Source organism: Curtobacterium sp. PhB137 (assembly GCF_003814955.1).
GTDB lineage: Bacteria > Actinomycetota > Actinomycetes > Actinomycetales > Microbacteriaceae > Curtobacterium.
This window is the reverse complement of sequence record NZ_RKQO01000006.1, coordinates 117,239-139,659: the sequence shown is the minus strand read 5'-3', so window position 1 is coordinate 139,659 and position 22,421 is coordinate 117,239. Positions and strand designations below refer to the sequence as shown.

At 73.2% G+C, this 22,421-nt stretch carries 20 protein-coding genes; 16 read left to right on the top strand and 4 right to left on the bottom strand.

Translation table 11 applies throughout. The features are described 5' to 3' along the window. The first annotated feature begins 84 nt into the window (after window positions 1-84). The 12 genes from EDF28_RS10310 (at window position 85) to EDF28_RS10255 (ending at window position 13,775) form a co-directional block, all read left to right on the top strand. On the top strand, window positions 85-684 hold the full coding sequence (locus EDF28_RS10310; protein WP_123938211.1) for a hypothetical protein: 600 nt from the start codon (window positions 85-87) through the stop codon (window positions 682-684). A gap of 171 nt (window positions 685-855) precedes the next feature. Further along, window positions 856-1,677 (top strand): LLM class flavin-dependent oxidoreductase, encoded by an 822-nt coding sequence (locus tag EDF28_RS10305; RefSeq protein ID WP_123938210.1) that lies wholly within the window; start codon window positions 856-858, stop codon window positions 1,675-1,677. Next, window positions 1,674-2,951 carry an NtaA/DmoA family FMN-dependent monooxygenase gene (locus EDF28_RS10300; RefSeq protein ID WP_207906708.1) on the top strand — a complete coding sequence of 426 codons (1,278 nt, stop codon included), beginning with the start codon at window positions 1,674-1,676 and terminating at the stop codon, window positions 2,949-2,951. Before EDF28_RS10305 ends, EDF28_RS10300 begins: the two co-directional genes overlap by 4 nt. Window positions 2,952-3,359: 408 nt before the next feature. Further along, window positions 3,360-3,731 carry a carboxymuconolactone decarboxylase family protein gene (locus tag EDF28_RS10295; protein WP_123938209.1) on the top strand — a complete coding sequence of 124 codons (372 nt, stop codon included), beginning with the start codon at window positions 3,360-3,362 and terminating at the stop codon, window positions 3,729-3,731. A 10-nt stretch (window positions 3,732-3,741) separates the two neighbouring features. Continuing rightward, window positions 3,742-4,947, top strand: a complete 1,206-nt coding sequence (locus tag EDF28_RS10290; RefSeq protein WP_123938208.1) for an LLM class flavin-dependent oxidoreductase — start codon at window positions 3,742-3,744, stop codon at window positions 4,945-4,947. Further along, on the top strand, window positions 4,944-6,380 hold the full coding sequence (locus tag EDF28_RS10285) for an NtaA/DmoA family FMN-dependent monooxygenase (protein WP_123938207.1): 1,437 nt from the start codon (window positions 4,944-4,946) through the stop codon (window positions 6,378-6,380). Before EDF28_RS10290 ends, EDF28_RS10285 begins: the two co-directional genes overlap by 4 nt. Next, complete coding sequence (locus EDF28_RS10280; protein WP_111085630.1) at window positions 6,377-7,399, top strand: LLM class flavin-dependent oxidoreductase; 1,023 nt, start codon at window positions 6,377-6,379, stop codon at window positions 7,397-7,399. Before EDF28_RS10285 ends, EDF28_RS10280 begins: the two co-directional genes overlap by 4 nt. Then, on the top strand, window positions 7,396-8,424 hold the full coding sequence (locus EDF28_RS10275; protein ID WP_123938206.1) for an ABC transporter permease: 1,029 nt from the start codon (window positions 7,396-7,398) through the stop codon (window positions 8,422-8,424). The genes EDF28_RS10280 and EDF28_RS10275 overlap by 4 nt, the downstream gene beginning before the upstream one ends. Next, window positions 8,421-9,314: an ABC transporter permease gene (locus EDF28_RS10270; RefSeq protein ID WP_123938205.1), complete on the top strand. Its 894-nt coding sequence runs from the start codon at window positions 8,421-8,423 to the stop codon at window positions 9,312-9,314. The genes EDF28_RS10275 and EDF28_RS10270 overlap by 4 nt, the downstream gene beginning before the upstream one ends. Further along, entirely contained in the window at window positions 9,311-10,945 is a 1,635-nt protein-coding gene (locus EDF28_RS10265) for an ABC transporter ATP-binding protein (RefSeq protein ID WP_123938204.1), read from the top strand. The genes EDF28_RS10270 and EDF28_RS10265 overlap by 4 nt, the downstream gene beginning before the upstream one ends. Beyond that, window positions 10,942-12,606, top strand: coding sequence for an ABC transporter substrate-binding protein (locus EDF28_RS10260; protein ID WP_123938203.1), 1,665 nt, complete (start codon window positions 10,942-10,944; stop codon window positions 12,604-12,606). Before EDF28_RS10265 ends, EDF28_RS10260 begins: the two co-directional genes overlap by 4 nt. Further along, window positions 12,603-13,775, top strand: coding sequence for an LLM class flavin-dependent oxidoreductase (locus tag EDF28_RS10255; RefSeq protein ID WP_123938202.1), 1,173 nt, complete (start codon window positions 12,603-12,605; stop codon window positions 13,773-13,775). Before EDF28_RS10260 ends, EDF28_RS10255 begins: the two co-directional genes overlap by 4 nt. 373 nt (window positions 13,776-14,148) lie before the next feature. On the opposite strand, the gene EDF28_RS10250 is transcribed toward EDF28_RS10255, so the two are convergent. From EDF28_RS10250 to EDF28_RS10240, 3 genes are all read right to left on the bottom strand, one after another. Beyond that, window positions 14,149-15,174, bottom strand: coding sequence for a transporter substrate-binding domain-containing protein (locus EDF28_RS10250; protein WP_123938201.1), 1,026 nt, complete (start codon window positions 15,172-15,174; stop codon window positions 14,149-14,151). A gap of 65 nt (window positions 15,175-15,239) precedes the next feature. Further along, on the bottom strand, window positions 15,240-16,013 hold the full coding sequence (locus EDF28_RS10245; protein ID WP_123938200.1) for an amino acid ABC transporter ATP-binding protein: 774 nt from the start codon (window positions 16,011-16,013) through the stop codon (window positions 15,240-15,242). After that, window positions 16,013-17,206 carry an amino acid ABC transporter permease gene (locus tag EDF28_RS10240; protein WP_260154848.1) on the bottom strand — a complete coding sequence of 398 codons (1,194 nt, stop codon included), beginning with the start codon at window positions 17,204-17,206 and terminating at the stop codon, window positions 16,013-16,015. Before EDF28_RS10240 ends, EDF28_RS10245 begins: the two co-directional genes overlap by 1 nt. Window positions 17,207-17,337: 131 nt before the next feature. Here EDF28_RS10240 and EDF28_RS10235 point away from each other — a divergent pair, with 131 nt between their 5' ends. From EDF28_RS10235 to EDF28_RS10220, 4 genes are all read left to right on the top strand, one after another. Then, the gene (locus EDF28_RS10235; RefSeq protein ID WP_123938199.1) at window positions 17,338-17,589 is read left to right on the top strand and encodes a DUF4287 domain-containing protein; all 252 of its coding nucleotides are present in this window, start codon (window positions 17,338-17,340) and stop codon (window positions 17,587-17,589) included. A gap of 49 nt (window positions 17,590-17,638) precedes the next feature. Then, window positions 17,639-18,607 (top strand): hypothetical protein, encoded by a 969-nt coding sequence (locus EDF28_RS10230; protein WP_123292853.1) that lies wholly within the window; start codon window positions 17,639-17,641, stop codon window positions 18,605-18,607. A 76-nt stretch (window positions 18,608-18,683) separates the two neighbouring features. After that, window positions 18,684-20,078, top strand: coding sequence for an alpha/beta fold hydrolase (locus EDF28_RS10225; protein WP_123938198.1), 1,395 nt, complete (start codon window positions 18,684-18,686; stop codon window positions 20,076-20,078). Next, the gene (locus EDF28_RS10220) at window positions 20,075-21,625 is read left to right on the top strand and encodes a GMC family oxidoreductase (RefSeq protein ID WP_123938197.1); all 1,551 of its coding nucleotides are present in this window, start codon (window positions 20,075-20,077) and stop codon (window positions 21,623-21,625) included. Before EDF28_RS10225 ends, EDF28_RS10220 begins: the two co-directional genes overlap by 4 nt. Before the next feature lie 80 nt (window positions 21,626-21,705). Here EDF28_RS10220 and EDF28_RS10215 read toward each other — a convergent pair whose 3' ends face one another. Continuing rightward, entirely contained in the window at window positions 21,706-22,272 is a 567-nt protein-coding gene (locus EDF28_RS10215) for a GIY-YIG nuclease family protein (protein ID WP_123938196.1), read from the bottom strand. Window positions 22,273-22,421: the final 149 nt, after the last annotated feature.

Sequence of the window (22,421 nt, the reverse complement as noted above, 5' to 3'; positions counted from 1 at the left end):
TCGTCGACGCCGGCTTCGCACGGTGGCGGACGCCGGTCGCGTGGGGAGGCGTCGGTGCCCGTCTGTCCGACGTGTTGCGGGAGCGTGACCTACACCGACGTGCCGGTGCCCGACGAGCGGGTGCTGCCGTACGCGACCCGGTACCCGTACCAGGAGCAGTACTACCAGACCGTGATGCACGCGATCCTGGTCGGCATCGGCCGCGCTGCCCTGCGCGAGGGCGTCGAGGCGCTGCGGTCCCGGGCGCGCGGACACCACAACGGCACCGCGGCGGATCCGACCCACGATCCGGAGCTGTTGAGCGTGATCGGCACCGTCGACGCCCGGGTGCACGCCGCCGACGCCGCGTTCGCCGCGAGCCTCGGCCCGGTGGACGCGGCTGTCGACCGGCACACCGCCCTGCGTGCGGCCGGTGCGGACGCGTCGACGGACCCGGCGCTGCGTGCGGCGCTCGAGCGCAGCTGGGTCGCGGTGGCGCGCGCCCAGACCATCGTCACGGACGCCGTGCTCGACGCGACGACGCTCGTGTTCGACGCGCTCGGGTCCTCGGGGACGTTCCGCTCGCTCGGCCTCGACCGGCACTGGCGGAACGCCCGCACCCTGGCGTCGCACAACCCGCGCGTGCACAAGCGCCGCATCGTCGCCGACCTGCTCGTCAACGGCGCGAGTCCGCTGGACCGCTGACGGCAGACCGCTGAACGCTCCGCCGTAACGGACCGTCACGGGGCGCAACCCGCCGACACCTGCGTGCAGCGGGCCGAGGTGAGCACCTACGGTCGGTGCACCGGCTCGCCACGGACGCTGGGGAGGTGACCGTGGCGGGCCGTTCTGCGCACCTCGAACGGGAGGACCACCGTGACCACCGCGCCCAGCGCCCCCGCACCACTCGTCGTCGCCGTTCCGGACACGGACCTCGCCGCGGCGGCCGCCACACCCGGCGGCATCGCCCGACTCGCGGTCCGCATCGTCGGTTCCGGAGCCGCCGTCGTGGCGATCGGCACCGACCGCTTCGACGCGGCGACGAGCACCGGCCACCGACTCGACCCGACGACCGCGGCGCTCACCCTCGGCCGTGCCCTGCCGGAGCACGGCTTCCTCGTCGCCGTGGCACCGACCCGCGAGCACCCGTACAACGTCGCCCGTCGGGTGCTCTCGCTCGACCACGTCCTGGACGGCCGGGTGGGCATCGTCGTCGGCGCCCGGGACCACGGCGCACCGAGCACCGGAGCCCCGAGCGCCGGCGCACCGCACGACCCTGCCGAGTTCGCCCGGGTGCTCCGCGGGCTGTGGCGCACCTGGCCGCTCGACAGCATCGTCGGTGACCGCACGTCGGGGGTCTTCGCGCACACCGACCGGATCCGACCGCTCGACCACGACGGCGGACCGGACGGCTACCGCGTCCGGGGACCGCTCACGACGCCGTCGAGTCGGCAGGGCGAACCCGTCCTCGCGGTCTGGCACGACGTCGACGTGCCCGGAGCGGACCTGGTGCTCGGCGGTGCGGCGCACCCGCTCGCACCGCTGCCGGGGGCGACGGACGGGGCGGAGCCGCACCGGGCCTCCCGGTCGACCGTGACGCGACCTCCACGACCGACGCGACCAACGCGACCGACACGTCCGACGCTCCGCGCCCTGCTCGGGCTGGCCGTGCCGGACGCCGCGGCGGTGACCGCGTGACGGGCGCTGGCGGCGACGCCGGCCTGATCCTCGGCGTGAACCTGCAGGGCTTCGGGCAGCGTCCGGCGGCCTGGCGCACCCAGGACGTCGACCCGACCGACCTGCTCACGGCCGAGTTCTGGGGCGACCTCGGGCGCACCGCCGAACGCGGGCTGCTCGACATGGTCTTCTTCGCCGACCACCCGGCGTTCGGCGACCCGAACGTCCGCGCCTACGGACTGCTCGAGCCGTTCGTGGCGCTCGGGGCGATCGCCGACGCGACGAGCCACCTCGGGTTGGTCGGCACCGCGTCGACGACGTACAACGACCCGTTCGACGTCGCCGAGCGGCTGCTGTCGCTGGACACGGTGTCCGGCGGGCGCGTCGCCTGGAACGCCGTCACCACCTACGACCGCTCGGTCTCCGCCAACTTCGGTGTCGCGACGAACCCCGACCGGCCCGAGCGGTACGCCCGCGCGGGGGAGTTCGTCGACCTGGTGACGGCGCTCTGGCGGTCCGCTGCGACGGGGAAGCCGGTCCTGCACCACGGCGAGTTCCTCGACCTCGAGGGCGTGCTCCGGGTCCCGCCGTCGGCGCAGGGGCACCCGGTCGTGTTCCAGGCCGGGGGATCGCCGCACGGTCGTGACCTGGCGGCGCGGGTCGCCGAGGGCGTCTTCGCCGTCGAGCTGACGCCGGAACCCGCCCGCGAGCACCTGCGTGCGGTCAAGGTCGCCGCCGAGACGTACGGCCGGAGTGCAGCCGACGTCGCCGTCGTGCCCGGACTGTCGCTCGTGCTCGGCAGCACCGAGGCCGAGGCGCAGCGCCGGTTCGACGAGCTCGAGGCCCTCGCGCCGGACGGCTACTCGCTCCGGGCGCTCGGGACGCACCTCGACGCCGACCTGTCGGGGCTCGACCCGGACGCGCCGATCCCGTCGGCGGTCCTGGACCGCGAGGTCGACCCGGTCACCTACGGGCCCTCGCTCGGCTACCACGAGACGGTGGTGCGGTGGGTGCGGGCCAACAACACCTCGTTGCGGGACGTGCTGCGGGGCTTCGGCGGGTACGGCGCCCGCATCGTGGTCGGCACGCCCGAACAGGCTGCCGACACCATCGAGGACTGGTACCGCACCGGTGCCGCCGACGGCTTCAACCTGATGATCGACGAGTTCCCGCGGGGCCTCGAGACCGTCGTGGACGAACTCGTGCCGATCCTGCAGCGCCGCGGGGTGTTCCACCGGTCGTACGAGGACGTGACGTTGCGCGGGCGGTTCGCGGCGCGCGCCCGGGGGCTCTGACGCCGCACGGTGCGCGGTCCGCGGTACGGCCGCGCTGCCGCACGGTGCGAGGTTGTTCACCCCGTGCGGGCTTGCAGCCCCGCACCAGGTGATCAACCTCGCACCGCCGGCCGACCCCGCCGCCGCCGGCCGACCCCGCCGCCGGCCGACCCCGCCGCCGCCGGCCGACCCCACCGCCGGCCAACCCCGCCGCCGCCGGCCGACCCCGCCGCCGGCCAACCCCGCCGCCGCCCGCCGGCCGACCCCGCCGCCGCCGGCCGACCGCCGCCGCCGCCGCGCGGCCGCGCCCGCGCCGCGCGTGACGCCGTGTGACGGCCGGCCGGCGGCACCGTGTCACACGGCGACACCGCCGGTCACGGTCCGCAACACCCGTCGCCTCGGGGCCCCGACCGTCCTAGCGTCGCCGACATGACCGACTACCTCGACCGCGAACAGGACAAGACCTTCACGAAGGTCTACAAGCAGCAGACCCCGGACATCCTCAAGGCCTTCGTCCAGTTCGACGAGTCGGTGTTCCAGGCCGAGGGCCGCGCGATCCCGCTGAAGTACCGCGAGCTCATCGCCCTCGCCGTCGGCATCACCACGCAGTGCGTCTACTGCATCGACGGCCACAGCCAGCGCGCGGTGACGGCCGGTGCGACCGAGGCCGAGCTCGCCGAGGCCGCCTGGGTCGCCACCGCCATCCGCGCCGGCGGCGGGTTCGCGCACGGCCGACTCGGCTTCAAGTTCGGCGCCGACGCGACCCCGGCCGCCGCCGACCACGCCGCGCACACCCACTAGGAGGACCGCCATGCCCGACCGCATCACCCTCGTCACCGCGCTGCAGGGCGCCGGCTGGCACCCCGCCGCCTGGCGCGTCGCCGGCCCGGCCGCGCAGCGCCTGTCGAGCCTCCGGCACTGGCGCGACGTCGTCGTCGAGCAGGACCGCCTCGGCATCGACGCCGTCACCATCGAGGACTCGTTCACCGCGGGCCCGACGGCTGCAGACCACGACCTCGACACCACGACCGTCGTCGGGCGGCTCGACGCCCTGCTCGTCGCGAACGCGGTCGCCCCCGCGACCCGCGCCGTCGGTCTGGTGCCGACCGTCTCGGTGACGCACACCGAGCCGTTCCACGTCGCCACGGGCCTCCAGACCCTCGACCACGTCTCGCTCGGGCGAGCCGGGTGGCGGATCCAGGTGAGCCCGACGACCCGCGAGGCGGCCCTGTTCGGCCGCCGCCCCGGCGGCGACGACGCGGCCACGCTGTTCGACGAGGCCCGCGAGGCGGCGGAGGTCGTCTCCCGCCTCTGGGACAGCTGGGACGACGACGCGATCATCCGTGACGTCACGACCGGCCGCTTCATCGACCGCGACCGGATCCACAACGCCGAGTACGCGGGCCGCCACCTGTCCGTGCACGGCGCGTCGATCGTGCCGCGGTCGCCGCAGGGCCGGCCGCCGGTCTTCGCCCTGGCCCACCGTGCCGACGCTGCCGCGTTCGCCGTGGACGCTGCGGACGTCGTGCTGGTCACGCCCGGGTACCAGGGCCGGGAGGCCCGTGACCTGGTGGACGAGGTCCGTCACCTCGAGCAGGTGGCCGGGTCGGACGTCCGTCGCCCGGTCCTCGCCGACCTCGCGGTGCTGATCGGGTCCTCGACCGCTGCCGCGGTTGACGAGCTCGCCGCGCTCGACGCCGCTGCCGGTGCCCCGTACGCCGTCGGCTCCGGCTCGGACACGTCCGTGCTCGCGACGACAGTGCCCGAACTCGTGTCGCTGATCGGGGACCTGCGGGGCCTCGGTTTCGCCGGCGTCCGGCTCCGCCCCCTGCGCATCCCGATCGACAGCACCGCCATCGCCAGGCAGCTCGTCCCCGCCCTCGTCACCGCCGGGCTCCGCGCCGACGTGACGTCCCGTCCCACCGCCGACCTGCGCACGCGGCTCGGCATCGCCCCGGCGGTCAGCCGGTACGCGTCCGCACCCGCCGGTTCCGTCTCTGTGGAGGTCTCAGCATGAGCACCAAGCGTCAGGTCCACCTCGCCGCCCACTTCCCCGGCGTGAACAACACCACGATCTGGAGCGACGACCGCGCCGAGAGCCAGATCGCGTTCTCGTCGTTCGAGCACTTCGCCCGCAACGCCGAGCGCGGGTTCTTCGACTTCCTGTTCCTCGCCGAGGGCCTGCGGCTCCGCGAGCAGAAGGGGCGCATCCACGACCTCGACGTCGTCGGGCGCCCGAACACCCTCGCGGTCCTGGCCGCCCTGGCCGGGGTCACCGACCACATCGGTCTGGTCGGCACCCTGCAGACGACGTTCAACGAGCCCGTGGAGCTCGCGAAGCAGCTCGCCACGCTCGACCACCTGACCGACGGCCGTGCCGGGTGGAACGTCGTGACGAGCTCGGACGCGTTCCACGGCGCGAACTTCCGCCGCGGCGGGTTCCTCGACCACGCCGACCGGTACACGCGCGCAGCCGAGTTCATCGGGCTGTCCCGCGAGCTCTGGGACTCGTGGCAGGCCGACGCCGTCGTCGCCGGCACCGCCGCGGGCGGCGCGCTGGCGGACGACGTGTTCGCCGACCGGTCGCGCATCCGCGACGTCGACCACCACGGCGCGCAGTTCGACGTCACCGGCACGTTCCCGGTGCCCCGCAGTCCGCAGCGGCACCCGGTGATCGTGCAGGCCGGTGACTCCGACGAGGGGCGCGACCTCGCCGCCACGAACGCCGAGGTGATCTTCTCGCTGCACACCGAGTTCGACGACGCGCAGGCGTTCTACCGCGACGTGACCGAGCGGCTCGAACGGGTCGGACGATCGAAGGACGAGCTGCAGATCCTGCCCGGCGCGACGTTCGTGATCGGGTCGTCGGCGGAGGACGCCGAAGAACGGTCGAACGCCATCCGTCGCGCCCAGGTCAGCCCGGCCACGGCGATCGCGTTCCTCGAGCAGGTCTGGAACCGCGACCTGTCGTCGTACGACGTCGACGGCCCGCTGCCGACGATCGAGCCCGACTACGAGGGCACCGCGATCACCCGCGGGCGCGCACGGCACACCCGCGACGTCCCCGCCCTGGTGCAGTCCTGGCGGGACCTGGCCGAGGCCGAGCACCTGTCCATCCGCGACCTCGTCATCCGCGCCTCGACCCGCGGCGGGTTCGTCGGGACGGCGTCGCACATCGCCGCCGAGATCGACCGGTACGTGCAGGAGCGCGCCACCGACGGGTTCGTCGTCGTGCCGCACACCAACCCGTACGGCCTCGACGAGTTCGTCGACACGGTCGTCCCGCTGCTGCAGGAGCGTGGCGTCTACCGGAAGTCCTACGACGAGGGGGCGACCCTCCGGCAGACGCTCGACCTGCCCGGCACGATCCGCGACCGTTCGGCCGCCGCACGCACGGCCGCTGCGGCGGGTCCGGCGCGTGCGGCAGCGTCCGCCGGGGTGCTCGCGTGACGATCTCGAGCCTCGCGATCCTGGTCCCCGGCAACTTCGAGGACGACGCCCCAGCCGACGGTCTCGAGGCCACCCTCGACCTGTTCGCCACGGCCGAGCGGCTCGGCGTCGACGGCGCCTGGGTCCGGCACCGGCACCTCGAGCACGGCATCGGCTCGGCCGCGGTCTTCCTGGCGGCGGCGTCGCAGCGCACCACGTCCATCGAGCTCGGCGTCGCCGTCGTGCCGATCGGGTGGGAGAGTCCCTTCCGCCTGGCCGAGGACTTCTCGCTCGCCGACGTCCTGTCGCACGGTCGGCTGCAGGTCGGGCTGTCCACCGGGTCGCCGCACGCCGAGATCCTCGGCGACCTGGTGTTCGACGGTGACTGGCGCGCCTTCGACCGTGGGTACGGGCGGGTCTCCCGGTTCGTGGAGAACCTGCGCGGCGCGTTCCTCGGCGCGGACGACACCGTCATCCAGAGCCCCGGGAACGTCCAGCGCCCCCGGCTGCAGCCCTACGCGCCAGGTCTGGTCGACCGGGTCTGGTACGGCGGCGGGTCGCTCCGGTCGGCCTCCTTCGCCGGCAGTTCCGGGCTCAACCTGCTGCTCGGCAACCTCACCTCGGGCGAGGGCACTGACGACTACGGCACCGCCCAGCGGAACCAGCTCGCCGCGTACCGCGCCGCGCTGCCGACCGGGCGAACGCCCCGCGTGGCCTGGGGCCGGTGCGTCGTGCCGACCGACTCGGCCGACCGGGTCTCGCGCGAGCGGTACCGCACCTGGTACGAGTCCCGTCTCGCACGGCAGACCGCGCCCCAGGGACCGCGGCGGACCCTGTTCTCGGCCGACCTGGTGGGGCCCGCCGAGCAGATCGTCGAGCAGCTCGTGCACGACGCCACGCTCGCCGAGGTCGACGAGTTCCGGGTCGAGCTGCCCTACGAGTTCGCCGGTGACGAGTACGAGCAGATCGTCTCGGACGTCGTGGCGAAGGTCGCACCGGCGCTCGGGTGGACGCGCGCCCGGACGGCGGTGGCTGCATGACCCGCTACGTGCTCTCCCGCATCGGCCAGGCCGTGCTCGTGCTCTGGGCGGCGTGGACGATCTCGTTCTTCGTCCTCTACGTGCTGCCGAGCGACCCGGCCCGCATCATGGTCGGCCCGGACGCCACCGACGTCACGGCGGCGCAGCTCGACGCGCTCCGGCACCAGTACGGCCTCGACCAGCCGGTGCTCGTGCAGTACGTCCAGCACCTCGGCGCCCTGCTCACCGGCGACCTCGGCCGCTCGATCGGCGTCGGTCGACCGGTCGCCGACGTCATCGGCGAAGCGATCGCGCCGACCGCCCAGATCGCGGTCGCCGGCCTCGTGCTCGCGATCGTGTTCGGCGGCGGGATCGCGGTCCTCGCGACGTGGACCCGGAACCGGGCCCTCGGCCAGTTCCTGCTCCAGCTGCCCCCGATCGGCGTCGCCGTCCCCGGGTTCTGGTTCGCGCTGCTGCTGGTGCAGTGGTTCTCGTTCGGGCTGCACGTGTTCCCGGCGTTCGGTGGCGAGGGCCCAGCGTCGGTCGTCCTGCCGGCGATCACCCTGGCGCTGCCGACCGGTGCCACGATCGCCCAGCTGCTGTCGAAGTCCCTCGTCCAGACGCTCCGTGAGCCGTACGTGGACACCGCGTACGCCAAGGGTGCCGGACGGTGGCGGGTACAGCTCCGGCACGCGCTCAAGAACGCTGCGCTGCCCGCACTCACCGTGACGGGACTCATCGTCGGGCAGCTGTTCTCCGGCACCGTCGTCACCGAGACGGTGTTCTCCCGCCCGGGCCTCGGCCGGGTCACCGCCACCGCCGTGCAGCAGCAGGACATCCCCGTCGTGCAGGGCATCGTGCTGCTCGCCGCCGCGGTCTTCGTCGTCGTGAACCTGGTCGTCGACCTCGTGTACCCGCTGCTCGACCCACGCGTCGTCGTCGCCGGCAGCCGTCGGAAGCTCCGCGACCACGACGGAGCGACACCGGGAGCGACGCCCGGCACCACCCCGTCCAGCGCCACCGAACCGAAGGCGGTCCCCGCATGACCGAGACCACGCAGCTCGCCATCGGCCGCCCCGCGTCGCTCGTCAGCGACCGCGTCCCCGGCAGCACGACGACAGCGCTCCGCGCGCTCGTCGCCCGTCCGACGCTCACCATCGCCATCGTCTGGCTCGCCCTCGTCGTCCTCGCCGCGCTCCTGCCCGGAGCGCTCACCCACCACGACCCGCTCGCCGCCGATCCGGCCGCCAAGCTCACCGCTCCCGACGCCGCGCACTGGTTCGGCACCGACCAGCTCGGCCGCGACCTGTACGCCCGCGTCGTGCACGGCACCGCGCTCACACTGCAGGCCGCGGTCCTCGCGATCGTCATCGGGCTGGTCGGCGGCTCGCTCGTCGGGCTCGTCGCCGGTTTCGTCGGCGGGGTCGTCGACGCCGTGCTCATGCGCGTCGCCGACGTCCTGCTGGCGATCCCGAGCCTGCTGCTCTCGCTGACGATCGTCACCGTGCTCGGCTTCGGCACCGTGAACGTCGCGGTGGCGGTCGGCGTCGCGAGCATCGCCACGATCGCCCGCATCATGCGTTCCGAGGTCGTCCGGGTCCGCACCGCGCCGTACGTCGAGGCCGCGAGCGCGAACGGCAACCGCTGGTGGCGCGTGCTGTTCGTGCACGTGCTGCCGAACGCGGCCGGTCCCGTCCTGGTGCTCGCCGCCCTCGAGTTCGGCACCGCGATCCTCGCCGTCTCCAGCCTGAGCTTCCTCGGCTACGGCGCGCAGCCACCGCAGCCCGAGTGGGGTTCCCTCGTCGCCACCGGGCGCGACTACATCGCGTCCTCGTGGTGGCTCACGACCATCCCCGGCCTGGTGATCGCCGTCACGGTGCTCGCCGGCAACCGCGTCGCCCGTGCGCTCGACACCGAACGGAGGGCCGTCCGATGAGCCTGCTCAGCATCCAGGACCTGACCGTCACCTACGGCCGCGGCAGCAGTGCGCGCACCGCCCTCCACGGCGTCTCGCTCGAGGTCGGCCGCGGCGAGCGCGTCGCCATCGTCGGCGAGTCCGGTTCGGGCAAGTCGACGACGGCGCACGCGGTCCTCCGGCTCCTGCCCGCAGCGGCGGACCTGACGGGAGGCACTGTGCGGCTCGCCGGGGCGGCCGACGGATCCGGGGACCTCGACCTGGTCACCGCGACCGACCGCCAGGTGCGGTCCGTGCGCGGCGTCCGGATCGGCTTCGTGCCGCAGGACCCGACGGTGTCGCTCAACCCCGTGACGCGGATCGGCACCCAGGTCGCCGAGGTGCTCCGGATCCACGGACTCGCCACCGGCGCCGAGGCCCGGGAACGCGCCGTCGAGGAGCTCCGCCGTGCCGGCATCGACCGTCCCGAGCTCCGCGCGCGGCAGTACCCGCACGAGCTGTCCGGCGGGATGCGGCAGCGGGTGCTCATCGCGATCGCCCTGATCGGCGACCCCGAGCTGCTCGTCGCGGACGAACCGACGAGCGCGCTCGACGTCACGGTCCAGCGGACGATCCTGGACCACCTGGACCGGCTCGTCGCCGAACGGGGCACGAGCGTGCTGTTCATCACGCACGACCTCGGGGTCGCCGCTGACCGGGCCGACCGCATCGTCGTGATGTCCGAGGGGCGGATCGTCGAGCAGGGCACCCCGGCTGAGGTGCTCGGCGCACCCCGTGAGGCGTACACGCGCGCGCTGATCGCAGCGGCGCCCAGTCTCGACGACGTGACCGCGTCCGTGGGGGTCCGCACGGGCCTCCCGGCAGACGGCGACCCACTCGTCGTCGCGACCGGACTGCGGAAGTCCTTCGACCGCGTGACCGCCGTCGACGGGGTGGACGTGACCGTCCCGCGGGGCCGCACCCTGGCGCTGGTGGGGGAGTCCGGGTCGGGCAAGTCGACCACCGCGCGCCTCGTGCTCGGACTCGAACGCTCGGACGCCGGCAGCGTGCGGTTCGACGGTGCCGACGTGGGCGGAGCCCGCGGTGCGGCGCTGCGGGCGTACCGGCGGCAGGCGCAGATCGTGCAGCAGAACCCGTACGCGGCGCTGCACCCGCGGCTGTCGGTGGGGGCGGTGATCGCGGACCCGCTCGCGGCCTTCGGCATCGGCACCCGGCGGTCCCGTACGGCTCGGGCGGCGGAGCTGCTCGACCTCGTCGCGCTGCCGTCGTCCGTGCTCGGTCGTCGACCGGCGGAGCTGTCCGGCGGACAGCGGCAGCGTGTGGCGATCGCCCGCGCGCTCGCACTCGACCCGTCGTTCATCGTCCTCGACGAACCCGTCTCCGCACTCGACGTGTCCGTCCAGGCGCAGATCCTCGACCTGCTCGCGGAGCTGCAGTCGACGCTCGGCGTCTCCTACCTGTTCATCTCGCACGACCTCGCCGTCGTCCGTCGCATCGCGCACGAGGTGTCCGTCCTGCGGGGCGGCCGCGTCGTGGAGCACGGCGATGTGGCGCAGGTGCTGCACGACCCGCAGCACGAGTACACGCGCGCACTGCTCGACGCGATCCCGGGACGATCCCGGCGCGTCCCCACCACCGAAGGAGTCTCATGACCACCCACCGCACCCCGTTCCGTCTGGTGGCCGCGATCGCGGCCGGCACCGCGGCGGCCCTGGTCATGGCGGGCTGCTCATCGGGCGGTACCGCGTCGACGTCCTCGTCGTCGAAGCCCGTCGACGGCGGCTCGCTCACCTACGCCATCGCGAACGACCCGATCACGCTCAACCCGACGGGTACCGGCGCGGGCAACGACACGCTCGCGATCACCCGGCAGCTCGTCGACTCGCTGCTCTGGCAGGACCCGTCCGACGGCTCGCTCAAGCCGTGGCTCGCGACGAAGTACTCGGCGAACGCCGACGCCACCGCGTTCACGTTCGACCTGCGCTCCGGTGTCACGTTCTCGGACGGCACCGCGTTCGACGCGACGGCCGTCAAGGACACCTTCGACGACATCGCCTCGGCCGGCGCATCGAGCACGGCCGCCGCGTACTTCTCCGGCTACGAGGGGACGAAGGTCGTCGACGACGACACGGTCGAGGTCGACTTTTCGACGCCGAACGCCGCGTTCCCGAACGCCACGTCGTCGGTCGCCCTCGGCATCGTCGCCCCGAAGACCACCGAGACCCCGTTCGAGGACCGCGCCGACGGGAAGGCCGTGATCGGGACCGGACCGTTCACGCTGCAGTCGTACACGAAGAACACGTCCACGATCCTGACGAAGCGAAAGGACTACGACTGGGGTCCCGCTGCCCGCGGCGGCTCCGGAGCAGCGCACCTGTCGAAGGTCACGTTCCAGGTCGTGCCCGAGGCGAGCGTCCGCACCGGCAGCCTGCAGTCCGGGCAGCTCGACGCGATCAGCAGCGTGCAGCCGAGCGACGTCGACACCCTGCAGGCGCAGTACGACCTCGTCACCCGCGCCAACCCGGGCCAGGTGTTCGGTCTGACGTTCAACCAGAAGCGGCCGATCGTGTCGGACCTCGCAGTCCGGAAGGCGATCGCACAGGCCGTCGACCCGAAGGCGGTCCGCGACACCTCGCTGAACGAATTGTTCAAGGTCGCGGACTCGGTCCTCGGGTCGACGACGCCCGGGTACGCGGACACGTCGTCGGGTTCGTCCACGTCGTCGGGCTCGGCCGCGTCGTCGGGTTCGGCCGCGTACGACCCCGCCGCAGCGAAGAAGGCGCTCGACGACGCTGGCTGGGAGAAGGGCTCCGACGGCATCCGCTCGAAGGACGGCACGAAGCTGCAGCTCAAGCTCGTCTGGATCACGAACTTCGGACCGAACCAGACGTCCCTCGAGCTGATCCAGCAGGAGCTCGGGAAGGTCGGCGTCGGCGTCACGCTCGAGAGCGGGACCGTGCCGCAGTACCTCGCCAACCTGACGAGCGGCGACTGGGACCTGTCGTGGGACAACAGCTCGCGCGCCGACGGTGACGTCCTGCGGTCGAAGTTCTCCAGCTCGGGTGCACAGTCGATCGGCGCGTCGGACAAGACGCTCGACGCGCTCTTCACGAAGGAACTGTCGCAGTCGTCGGCGTCCGACCGGTCGGCCACCTTCGGGGAGATCCAGCAGCGAATCGCGTCGCAGGTCGACTTCGTCCCGGTGCACGAACTCACCAGCATCATCGCGCCGGCGACGGACGTGCACGGCATCGTCTTCGGGGCCGACACCCGGCTCGACCAGCTGACCGGCGCGTGGAAGGACGCCTCGTGAGCGCCGCTGGCTCCGTCCCGCTCTCGGTGCTCGACCTGGTGCCGGTCACCGCCGGGTCGTCCGCAGCCACGGCGCTGCACCGCACCGTCGACCTGGCCGTCGCCGCGGAACGTGCCGGGTACGCCCGCTACTGGCTCGCCGAGCACCACCTCAACCCCGGTGTCGCGGGCAGCGCGCCGACCATCGTGATCGGAGCGGTCGCCGCGGCCACGTCGACGATCCGGGTCGGCAGCGCGGCGACGCTCGTCGGCAACGTCCGCGGGCTGCAGATCGCCGAGACCTTCGGCACCCTCGCGGCGCTGTACGGGCCGCGGATCGACCTCGGGCTCGGCCGCTCCGGGGCGCCGGCACCCGGTACCCCCAAGCCGCCGTCGCTCGCGCCCCGTTCGGACGAGGTCGTCGACGGACTGCTCGTGCCCGCACCGTTCGACTTCCACATCGCACCGGGCAGCCGGTTCGCCCTGCAGGGGGAGCTGCTCGGACGCGTCCCCGGTGACGTCGACCGGTTCGAGGGCGAGCTGTCCCTCATCCGGGCGCTGTTCGCCGGCACCTGGTCGCGGGACGGCGCCGTGGTCGAGGCGCCGCCGGCAGCAGGAGCGTCCGTCGAACTGTGGATCCACGGGTCGACCGGCGGTGAGAGCGCCCGGGTCGCCGGAGCACTCGGACTGCCGTACGGCGCGAACTACCACACGTCGCCCGGCACGGTCCTGGCGTCGGTGCAGGCCTACCGCGACGCGTTCCGCCCCGGGGTGCTCGACGCACCGCACGTCATCGTGTCGGCGGACGTCGTCGTCGGGCGCACCGAGGCCGAGGCCGCGGAGCTGTCGCTCGGGTACGCGGAGTGGGTGCACTCGATCCGCTCCGGCGTCGGGGCGATCGAGTACCCGACGCCGTCCGCGGCACGAGCTGCGCCGCTCGCTGCGGCAGAGGCGGCGTCGGTCGCCGATCGGCTCGCCACCCGGTTCGTGGGCGACGCTGCGGCCGTCGCGGACCGCCTCGAGGTCCTGCAGCGGGCGACCGGCGCGGACGAGCTCCTGGTGACGACGATCACGCACGACCACGACGCCCGGGTGCGTTCGTACGAGCTGCTCGCGGCGGAGTGGGCGGCGCGGGGTGCGGGTGCTGGTGCTGCGCGTGTGGGGGCTGGCGTGGGTGCCGGGGTGCGCTGACCGTACGGGTCCGTGTCGACCCGGAACGACGAGCTCGATGTCGCACGACATCGGGCTCGTCGTTCGTGCGCGCGTGCAACCGGCGGCGCGTGCAACGAGCGACACCGTGGTCGTCGTGCGACGTCGACGATGTCGTTCGGGGTCGGTGCGCGTGCGGTCCGTGCGCGTGCATGTTCCGACGATGCACGCGTCGATCGCCTCGTGGAATGTCGGACGATGCGCGCGCGACGAACGACATCGTGGTCGTCGTGCGACGTCGACGATCTCGTTCCGCATCGGCGCCGACCACCCGCGCGCGCACAGAACGACTCCCTCGACGTCGTGCGACATCGAGGGAGTCGTTCCGAGTCGTTCCGAGTCGTTCGGACCCGGCTCAGCTCGCGTCGAGCGGTAGCCCCTCGGGGTTGACCTCGGAGTGCTCCACGGCCTCGTTCGACAGGTTGTACGACTTGAGCCACTTCGCGTACGTGCCGTCGTCGATCAGCTCGTCGATGGCGTCCGCGATGGGCTCGGCGAGCCCGCTGTCCTTCTTCGTCGTCGCCGCGATGAGCCCCTGCAGGTCCCCGCCCGCGCCGGAGAACGTGCCGGCCGTCTTCGTGGGGTTCGCGCCGTCCGCGCTCAACGTGTTCTGGTAGGCGACCGTCGGGTTCGGCCCGAAGTAGGCGTCGATCTTGCCGGAGTCGAGCGCCAGCTTCACGGCGTTGCCGTCCGGGTAGTACTTGATCGTGATCGTCTTGCCCTGCTTCGCGAGGTCGGCCTTCCAGCCGAGCAGGATGAGCTCCTGGTTGGTGCCGGAACTGACGGCGACCGTCTTGCCGGCGAGCACGGACGGGTCGCCGTCGAACGCCAACGAGGAGTCCTCCGGCACCTGCAGCGCGAGGTTGTCCTGGCGGTACGAGGCGAAGTCGTACTTCTCCTTGCGCTGCTCGGTCACCGTGATGTTCGAGAACCCGGCGTCGTACTTGCCGCCGTCGATCCCGACGAACAGGTTGTCCCACGTGGCGTTCTGCACCTGGGCCTCGAGGCCGAGCTTCGCGGCGACGAGACGACCGAGGTCGGGCTCGGAGCCGGTCAGCGTCTTCTGGTCGTCGCCGGTGAACGCGAGCGGCGGGAACCCGGCCGGCAGCGCACCGATGCCGACGACGAGCTTGCCGGACTTCTTGATCGACGCCGGGAGTTCGTCGTGCAGCTTCTCGTCCGCGTCGACGGTGACCTTCGTCTCGGTGGCGGCACCGTTCGACGCGGCGCCGATCGTGACCGTGCCGTCGGACGCGCCGGAGCCAGAGCCCGAGCCGGCGGACGCCGACGTGGCGCACCCGGCGAGGGCGACGACGACTCCGGTGGCGAGGATGAGGGCGCCGGCGCGGTTCCGCCAGCGTGCGGAGGTGGTGGGGGACATGGTTCTCCTGGGATCGGGTGGAAGGGGAAGGCGGAAGGGGAGAAAGGAACGTCGAGGGGACGGCGTCAGCGGACGCGGGACAGGAAGTCCCGCGTGCGAGCGTGCTGCGGATCGTCGAGCACCTGGGCGGGGGAGCCCTGCTCGACGACGCGGCCGTGGTCGAGGAACACGACGTGGTCGGCGACCTCGCGGGCGAAGGTGATCTCGTGCGTGACGATGACGAGCGTGGTGCCCGTGTCCGCCAACCCCCGGATGACCCCGAGCACCTCGCCGACGAGCTCCGGGTCGAGTGCCGAGGTCGGTTCGTCGAGCAGGACGACCGACGGCTCGAGCGCCAGCGCCCGCGCGATGGCCACGCGCTGCTGCTGCCCGCCGGAGAGCTGCCGCGGCCGGGTGTCGCCACGGTCGCCGAGTCCGACGCGCTCGAGCAGGGCCGCCGCACGGTCGCGCGCCACGGCACGGGGGACCCCGGCGGCGATCGGCCCCTCGGCCACGTTCTCGAGCGCGGTCAGGTGCGGGAACAGGTTGAAGTGCTGGAACACGAACCCGATCCGTGACCGCTGCCGCAGGATCAGGCGCTCGGGCAGCTCCTTGTAGCGGGGGACCCCGTCGCGCCCGGTCCGGAGCCGGACGCCGATCGTCTCGCCGCCGACCGTGACGACGCCGCGGTCGAGCGGTTCGAGGTGGTTGATCGCGCGCAGCAGCGTGGACTTCCCGGACCCGGAAGGGCCGAGCACCACGGTGACGCTCCCGGACGGCAACGACAGGTCGACGCCGTCGACGACGACCGTGTCACCGAACGCCTTGACGGCTCCGTGGATGCTGATCGCTGCGCTCATCAGATGGTCCTGTCGTCGATGGTGGAAGCGGGGCCGGACGCGACCACGCGCGCGCCGGAGGCGGCCTGCCGGGCGCGATCCGGGCCTCCAGGCCGTCCCGACCCACGTCCGGAACCGCGACGCACGGCGGCCCGCACCCGCTGGGACGGCGTGGGCGGCAACGCCCGGACCGAGCCGCGGGCGGTCCACCGCTCGACGTAGTACTGCACGACCGACACCGCGCTGGTGAGCGCGAGGTACCAGAGCGTCGCGACCACGAGCAGCGGGATGATGTCGGTCGGGTAGGTGCTCGACAGGTTCTGCACCACCCCGAACAGGTCGAGCAGCGACACGTAGAACAGCAGCGACGACGCCTTGAGCAGCCCGACGACCTGGTTCACGAACGCCGGCACGATCGACCGCAGTGCCTGCGGCAGGATCACCCGCACGAACTGGCGACGCCGGGGGAGCCCGAGGGCCTGCGCGGCCTCGTGCTGGCCGTGGTCGACGGCGAGCACGCCGGCGCGGACGATCTCGGAGGCGTAGGCGATCTCACTCAGGCTCAGGCCGATCACCCCGATGGCCAGGTCGCCGAGGACGTTGGCCGTGGTGACCTCGACCTGCGGCCCGAACGGGATCCCGATGCCGATCGTCGGGTACAGCGACCCGAGGTTGTACAGGAAGACGAGCACGAGGATGAGCGGCACGGAGCGGAACAGCCAGACGTAGCCCCACGCCAACCCGGACAGCACCGGGTTGTGCGAGAGCCGGGCGATCGCGACGACGATGCCGCCGGTGAAGCTGATGACCGCGCTCAGCGCCGTCGCGACGAGCGTGAGCTGCAGGCCGGTCAGGATCGCCGGGCTGAACAGCCACTTCCCGACGGCCGGCCAGCCCCACGACTCGTTCGTGAACAGTGTCTCGACGAAGTTCAGGAGCACCACGAGCACGACGGCCGCGGCGATCCAGCGCAGCGGGTGCCGCAGCGGGAGGACGGGTCGGTCGAGCGCGGCGCGTCCGGCGGCGTCGACGGAGGTGTCGGTCGCGTCGGCCGGGTCGGGCGCGTCGCTCGCGTCGGTCGCGACGGTCGGCCGGGAGGCCCGTGGTGCGCCCGGCGTTCCGGCCGCGTGGTCGACGCCGGTCGCGTCGACCCCGTCGGTGCCGGCGACGGCGCTGGTCGCGTCGCGGGGCAGTCCCGTTCTGGTGTCGGTCATGTCGCGACCGTAGAAGGGTCGCGGTGCCTGGACAACGCACCGTGAAACACACCGCTACGGGGCGGAACGCTGCGTCACAGTCGCCGCGCGCATGACGTTCCGTGACGGCCGGTGCGCAGTACTGTTCTGCCATGACAGCGCACCGCGTGACCGCTCCAGCGCCCCCGGCGGACGGCAGCACGGCGAAGGGGCCGGCGTCGTACTTCCCGAGCATCGAGAAGACGTACGGCCGCCCGGTCCAGGAGTGGCTCGACCTGGTCGCCGAGCAGCTCGACGACCACCCGCACATGCAGGTCGTCGCCTGGCTGAAGACCGAGCACGGGCTCGGCCACGGCCACGCGAACGCGCTCGTCGCGTACGCGAAGCAGGCCCTCGCGGGCTGAGTGCACCCCGGTTTCCCGCAGTGTCGGTGGCGGTGCCTAGCGTGTGGACGTGGCCGAACCCGTCGACGCGTGGTGGCGCCGCCGACAGTGGTCGCGCGGCGAGGCGGTGCCGTACGCCGTCGGGCAGTTCCGCGCCGACTGGGCGCCGTACCCGGTGCTCATCCGGCAGTACCACCCGGACTGGAACCACGGCGTCGTCCTGACCCAGGTCCCGCCGGCGGCCGAGGTCCTGCTGACGTGGGAGTGCGACGTCGGCCACGTCTTCGTCGCCACGCCGTCCGAACAGCGGTCCCGACCGGGTCGTGAACGCCGACGCTCGGTGTGGTGCCCGGAGTGCGCGGTGCAGGCGCAGCCCCAGCGCTGGCCGGTCCTGCCGTCCGACTGGCCGTCGCAGGTACCGGTCCCACAGCGGGTCGTCCGGGCCACCGGTCGCCAGACCCTGCCGGCCGCGCCCTCCCGCGGCACCCCGGCCGGTGCCGTCGCCTCGAGCCGCACCCGCGCACGTCGACCGGCGCCGGGCACGCCGCGACGTCCGAGTCAGCCGGTGCCCCGCACGATCTGCCCGAAGACCCCGCGGCTGCCCTCGGGCGAGTCCTTCACGAGCGTCTGCGCCCCGGCGACGGCGTCCGCGGTCGAGGCGGAGCTCCGCGCGGCGCTGTCCGACCGGTTCGCGTTCACCTACGACCACTCCGCGATCCGCCTCGACCGGCCGTTCTTCGACCACGTCGAGGTCTGGCCGGACATCATCCTGCCCGAGCTGCGCGTCGCGATCGAGTACGACTCGACCGGTCGCCACGGCCTCGAGCACGTCGGCCCGCGGCAGGACACCGACCGCAGGAAGGACCGCGCCGTCCGCGCCGTCGGCTGGGAGGTCGTGCGCATCCGCACCGGACGCCTGCCGGCGCTCGGGCCGTACGACCTGCAGGTGTCCGGCATCTCCGGCCGGACCGTCGACCGGCTCGCCGACACCCTGCGGGAGATCCGCGGCGACCTCTTCGTGGACGCGTACGCGCGGTGACAGATCGGGGTACAGGATTCGCCGACGGGGTACACCCCGCCTGGGTCCACCGCGGAGCGACCGGTAGGCAAGAGGAGTGACCCCTGCGTTCTGCCTCCACGCGTTGGGGGCGAGCTCCGAGGAGTTCGCCCTGCTCCGCCGTGCCCTGATCCGCGACGACCTCGAACTCATCGGGATCGACCTGCCCGGCTTCGGCCGCAGCCCGGCGTCGTCCGGCACCACCGTCGAGGAGATGGCCGTCCTCGTCGAGCGCGCGATCGGCGCCAGTGGCGCGAGCGAGTGGGTACTGGTCGGTCACTCCATGGGGGGCAAGGTCGCCACGGTCGTCGCCGACCGCACGATGTCCGGCGCGAACGGCCTGTTCGGGTTGCGCGCCGTGGTGCTGCTCGCGGCCTCGCCGCTGGCGCCCGAACCGATGGACGACGACCGCCGCGCCGCGATGCTCTCCTGGGCGGCGGACGGCCCGATCAGCGCGGCACACGCCGCCGAGTTCGTCGACGCGAACACCGCGTCCACCCTGGCGCCCGAGCGGCACACGACGGCCGTGCAGGACGTCGAGCGCGCCGATCCCGAAGCGTGGACGGCGTGGCTCACACGCGGCAGCCGCGAGGACTGGTCCGACGCGGCCCCGAACCCCGTGCCGGCTCTCGTGCTCGCCGGTGCCGAGGACGGCGACCTCGACGCCGAGGCACAGCGGCGCCTGACGCTGCCGCACTGGCCCGACTCGGAACTCCACGTCGTCGAGGGTGCTGCCCACCTGCTGCCGTGGGAGCAGCCCGAGGCGGTGGCGGACCGCATCCGCGACTTCTGGACCCGCCGGTTCACCGGGGCGCCCGTCGTGCCCGTCGAGCAGGCACGGGTGATCGCCTCGCCGCGGGTCAGCGCGCGCATGCGCTCCCTGTTGGCGGCCCGCGCGCTGCCCGATGACCCGTCCGCCGAACCGCGAGCGCTCACTGCTCGGCAACTCGGCACCCTCCGTGCGATCGCGCGCATCGTCGTGCCGCAGCCCGGCGACGGTCAGGTGGACCTCGCCTTGCGCGTCGACGACCAGCTCGCCGCGGGGCTCGGTGACGGATGGCGCGTCGACGGCATGCCCACCGACCTCGAGGCGTACCGGGCAGCGCTCGACGTACTCGCCGGGCCGGCGCACGACGGCGTGCTCGACAGCGCCCTGCAGGACGTGGCCGCCGGTCGGTACGGCGCCGACGGTGTGCTCGACGCCGTGATGGATGCAGCACAGCTGCGCGCTTGGTACGAGGACGCCAGCGTCGACCTCGTGAAGCACTGGCTCGCGCACCCCGCGACGATGGCGGCCATCGACTTCGACGGCTTCGCGAACGGGGGCGACGGCGTCCGCAAGCAGGGCTTCCAGCTGCTCGCCGCCGACCAGCGCGAGGCCTGGGAGCCAGCGGCACCCGACCGTCGCGACGACACGCACGACGACACCACGACGACGGAAGCAGCACGATGAGACTCGACGGACAGCGCACCTACGGCACGGACGACGTCGTCGACGTGGTGGTCGTCGGCACCGGAGCCGGCGGAGCGCCCCTGCTGGCCTCCCTGGCCCGACGTGGCCTGCGGGTCGTCGCCCTCGAGGCCGGTCGCAACACCGAGCCGGGCGAGCACGTGCCCGACGAGGTCGCCGCCCCCGGGGACATCAACTGGATGGACGAGCGGCTGAGCGGCGGCGGCGCACCGACGGCGTTCGGCCCGAACAACAGCGGCACCGGCGTCGGTGGTTCGACGCTGCACTGGGGCGCGTTCACCCCGCGTCCGAGCACGCACGACCTGTCGCTGCGCTCCGCGTCCGGTGTCGGCGAGGACTGGCCGATCAGCCACGCCGAGCTCACCGGGTGGATCGAGCAGGTCGAACACGACGTCGGGGTCGCTGGCCCCGAGCACTACCCGTGGGACCCGTCGCGCCGCTACCGGATGCGTCCGCCGGCGCGCAACGCCTCGTCGGACATGATGATGCGCGGGGCGGCGGCCGCCGGCATCACCGCGACCGACGCCCCCGTCGGGCTGACCACCGAGGACCGCCACCAGGAGCACCACGGCCTGCGGCACGCCTGCGTCTCCTGCGGCTCGTGCCACCAGGGCTGCCGCAACGGCGCGAAGGTCTCGATGGACACCACCTACCTGCCCGCCGCGGTGGCGTTCGGCGCCGAGATCCGGCCGGACTCCTTCGTGCACGGCATCGAGCTCGATGCTTCCGGCGAGGTCAGCGCCGTGCTGTACACCCACGACGGCCGCGAACACCGGCAGCGCTGCCGGGCCCTCGTGCTCGCCGCCGGCGGCATCGAGACCCCGCGCCTGCTGCTGCACACCGGGCTCGCGAACAGCAACGGCCAGGTCGGCCGGAACTTCACCGCGCACGGCGCCACCCAGGTCTGGGCACGGTTCGACGAGTCGATGCGCTCCTACCGCGGCTACCCGTCGTCGATCATCACCGAGGACTTCGTCCGCCCCGCCGACGCGGACTTCGCCGGCGGGTACCTGATCCAGAGCCTCGGCGTGCAGCCGCAGACCTTCGCCAACACACTCATCCGGGGTGGCGGCCTGCGCGGCGCCGAGCTCGTGCGGGCGCTGCAGGACTACCCGCACTCCGCGGGCGTCGGCATCAACGCCGAGTGCCTGCCGTACGACGACAACCGGCTGGTCCTCGCGGACGAGGTCGACGAGCACGGCGTGCCACGAGCCCGGGTCTCGTTCACCCCGGGCGCGAACGAGGACGCGATCCGCCGCCACGCCGTCCGCACCATGACGACCATCGTCGAGGCCGCCGGCGGCAAGGACGTCCGGGTCCTCGAGCGCACCGCACACACCATCGGCACGGCACGCATGGGCGCGGACCGCGAGACCTCGGTCGTCGACCCGGACGGCCGCTCGTGGGACGTCCCGAACCTGTGGATCGCCGACAATTCGGTGTTCCCGAGCGCCGTCATCGCGAACCCGGCGCTGACGATCATGGCGCTGTCCCTGCGCACCGCCGACCGGATGCTCCGCGCGGCCTGACCGGCCTGGGCGGGCCGCCGACGTGGGCGGGCTGCCGGCGTGGGCGGGCCGCTGGCGCGGACGCGTTCCGGTCCGCTCGGTCAGCCGCGCAGGGCGAGTGCCTCGCTCGTCCACCGGGCGTGCAGGTCCCACGGGTCCTCCACACCGGCCGCGACGGCGTCGACGTGCGCGAGCAGCTCCGGTGTCGCTCGGAACCACTCGGTGCCGGGGTACCGGGTGGTCGCGAACTGCGCGTGCCGCCGACGTTCGAGCGTCCTATCGCCCCGCTCGAACGCCAGGAGGTCCTGGTGCGGGATCGCGGCCAGTCGCTGCCTCGGGTTCATCGTGGTGCCGATCTTCACCCGGTCGCCGAAGTCGTCGCGCATCCGCAGGTAGTACACGACGTCGACCCGCGGGGGAGCGAGGTCGCCGTCGGGCACGTCGCCCCACCGCCACTCGCACCGTGCGCAGACGAACGCCGTCGGGAACCGCACCCCGACACGGGATCCGCACACCGGGCACGGGCCCGGCAGGGTGTCCTCGACGCCGACGTGCTCGGCCGCGAACTCGGTCACCAGCGTGACGTGCGTCGCGCACAGGGGCACGCCCGCGAGCGCGTCCGCAGCGGGACCCGCGCAACCCGGCACGCAGCACGACGAGGTGACCATGCCCGGAACGCTAGCCGGACCCACCGACGCGCCCCGGGCCTCCCGGCCGCCCTGCGCACCCGCGCACCCGTGCCGGACCGGTGCGTCCCTGCCGGGAACGGGCGTACCTGGTCGGTTGGAACGACCAGGTACGCCCGTTTCCGCTTCCC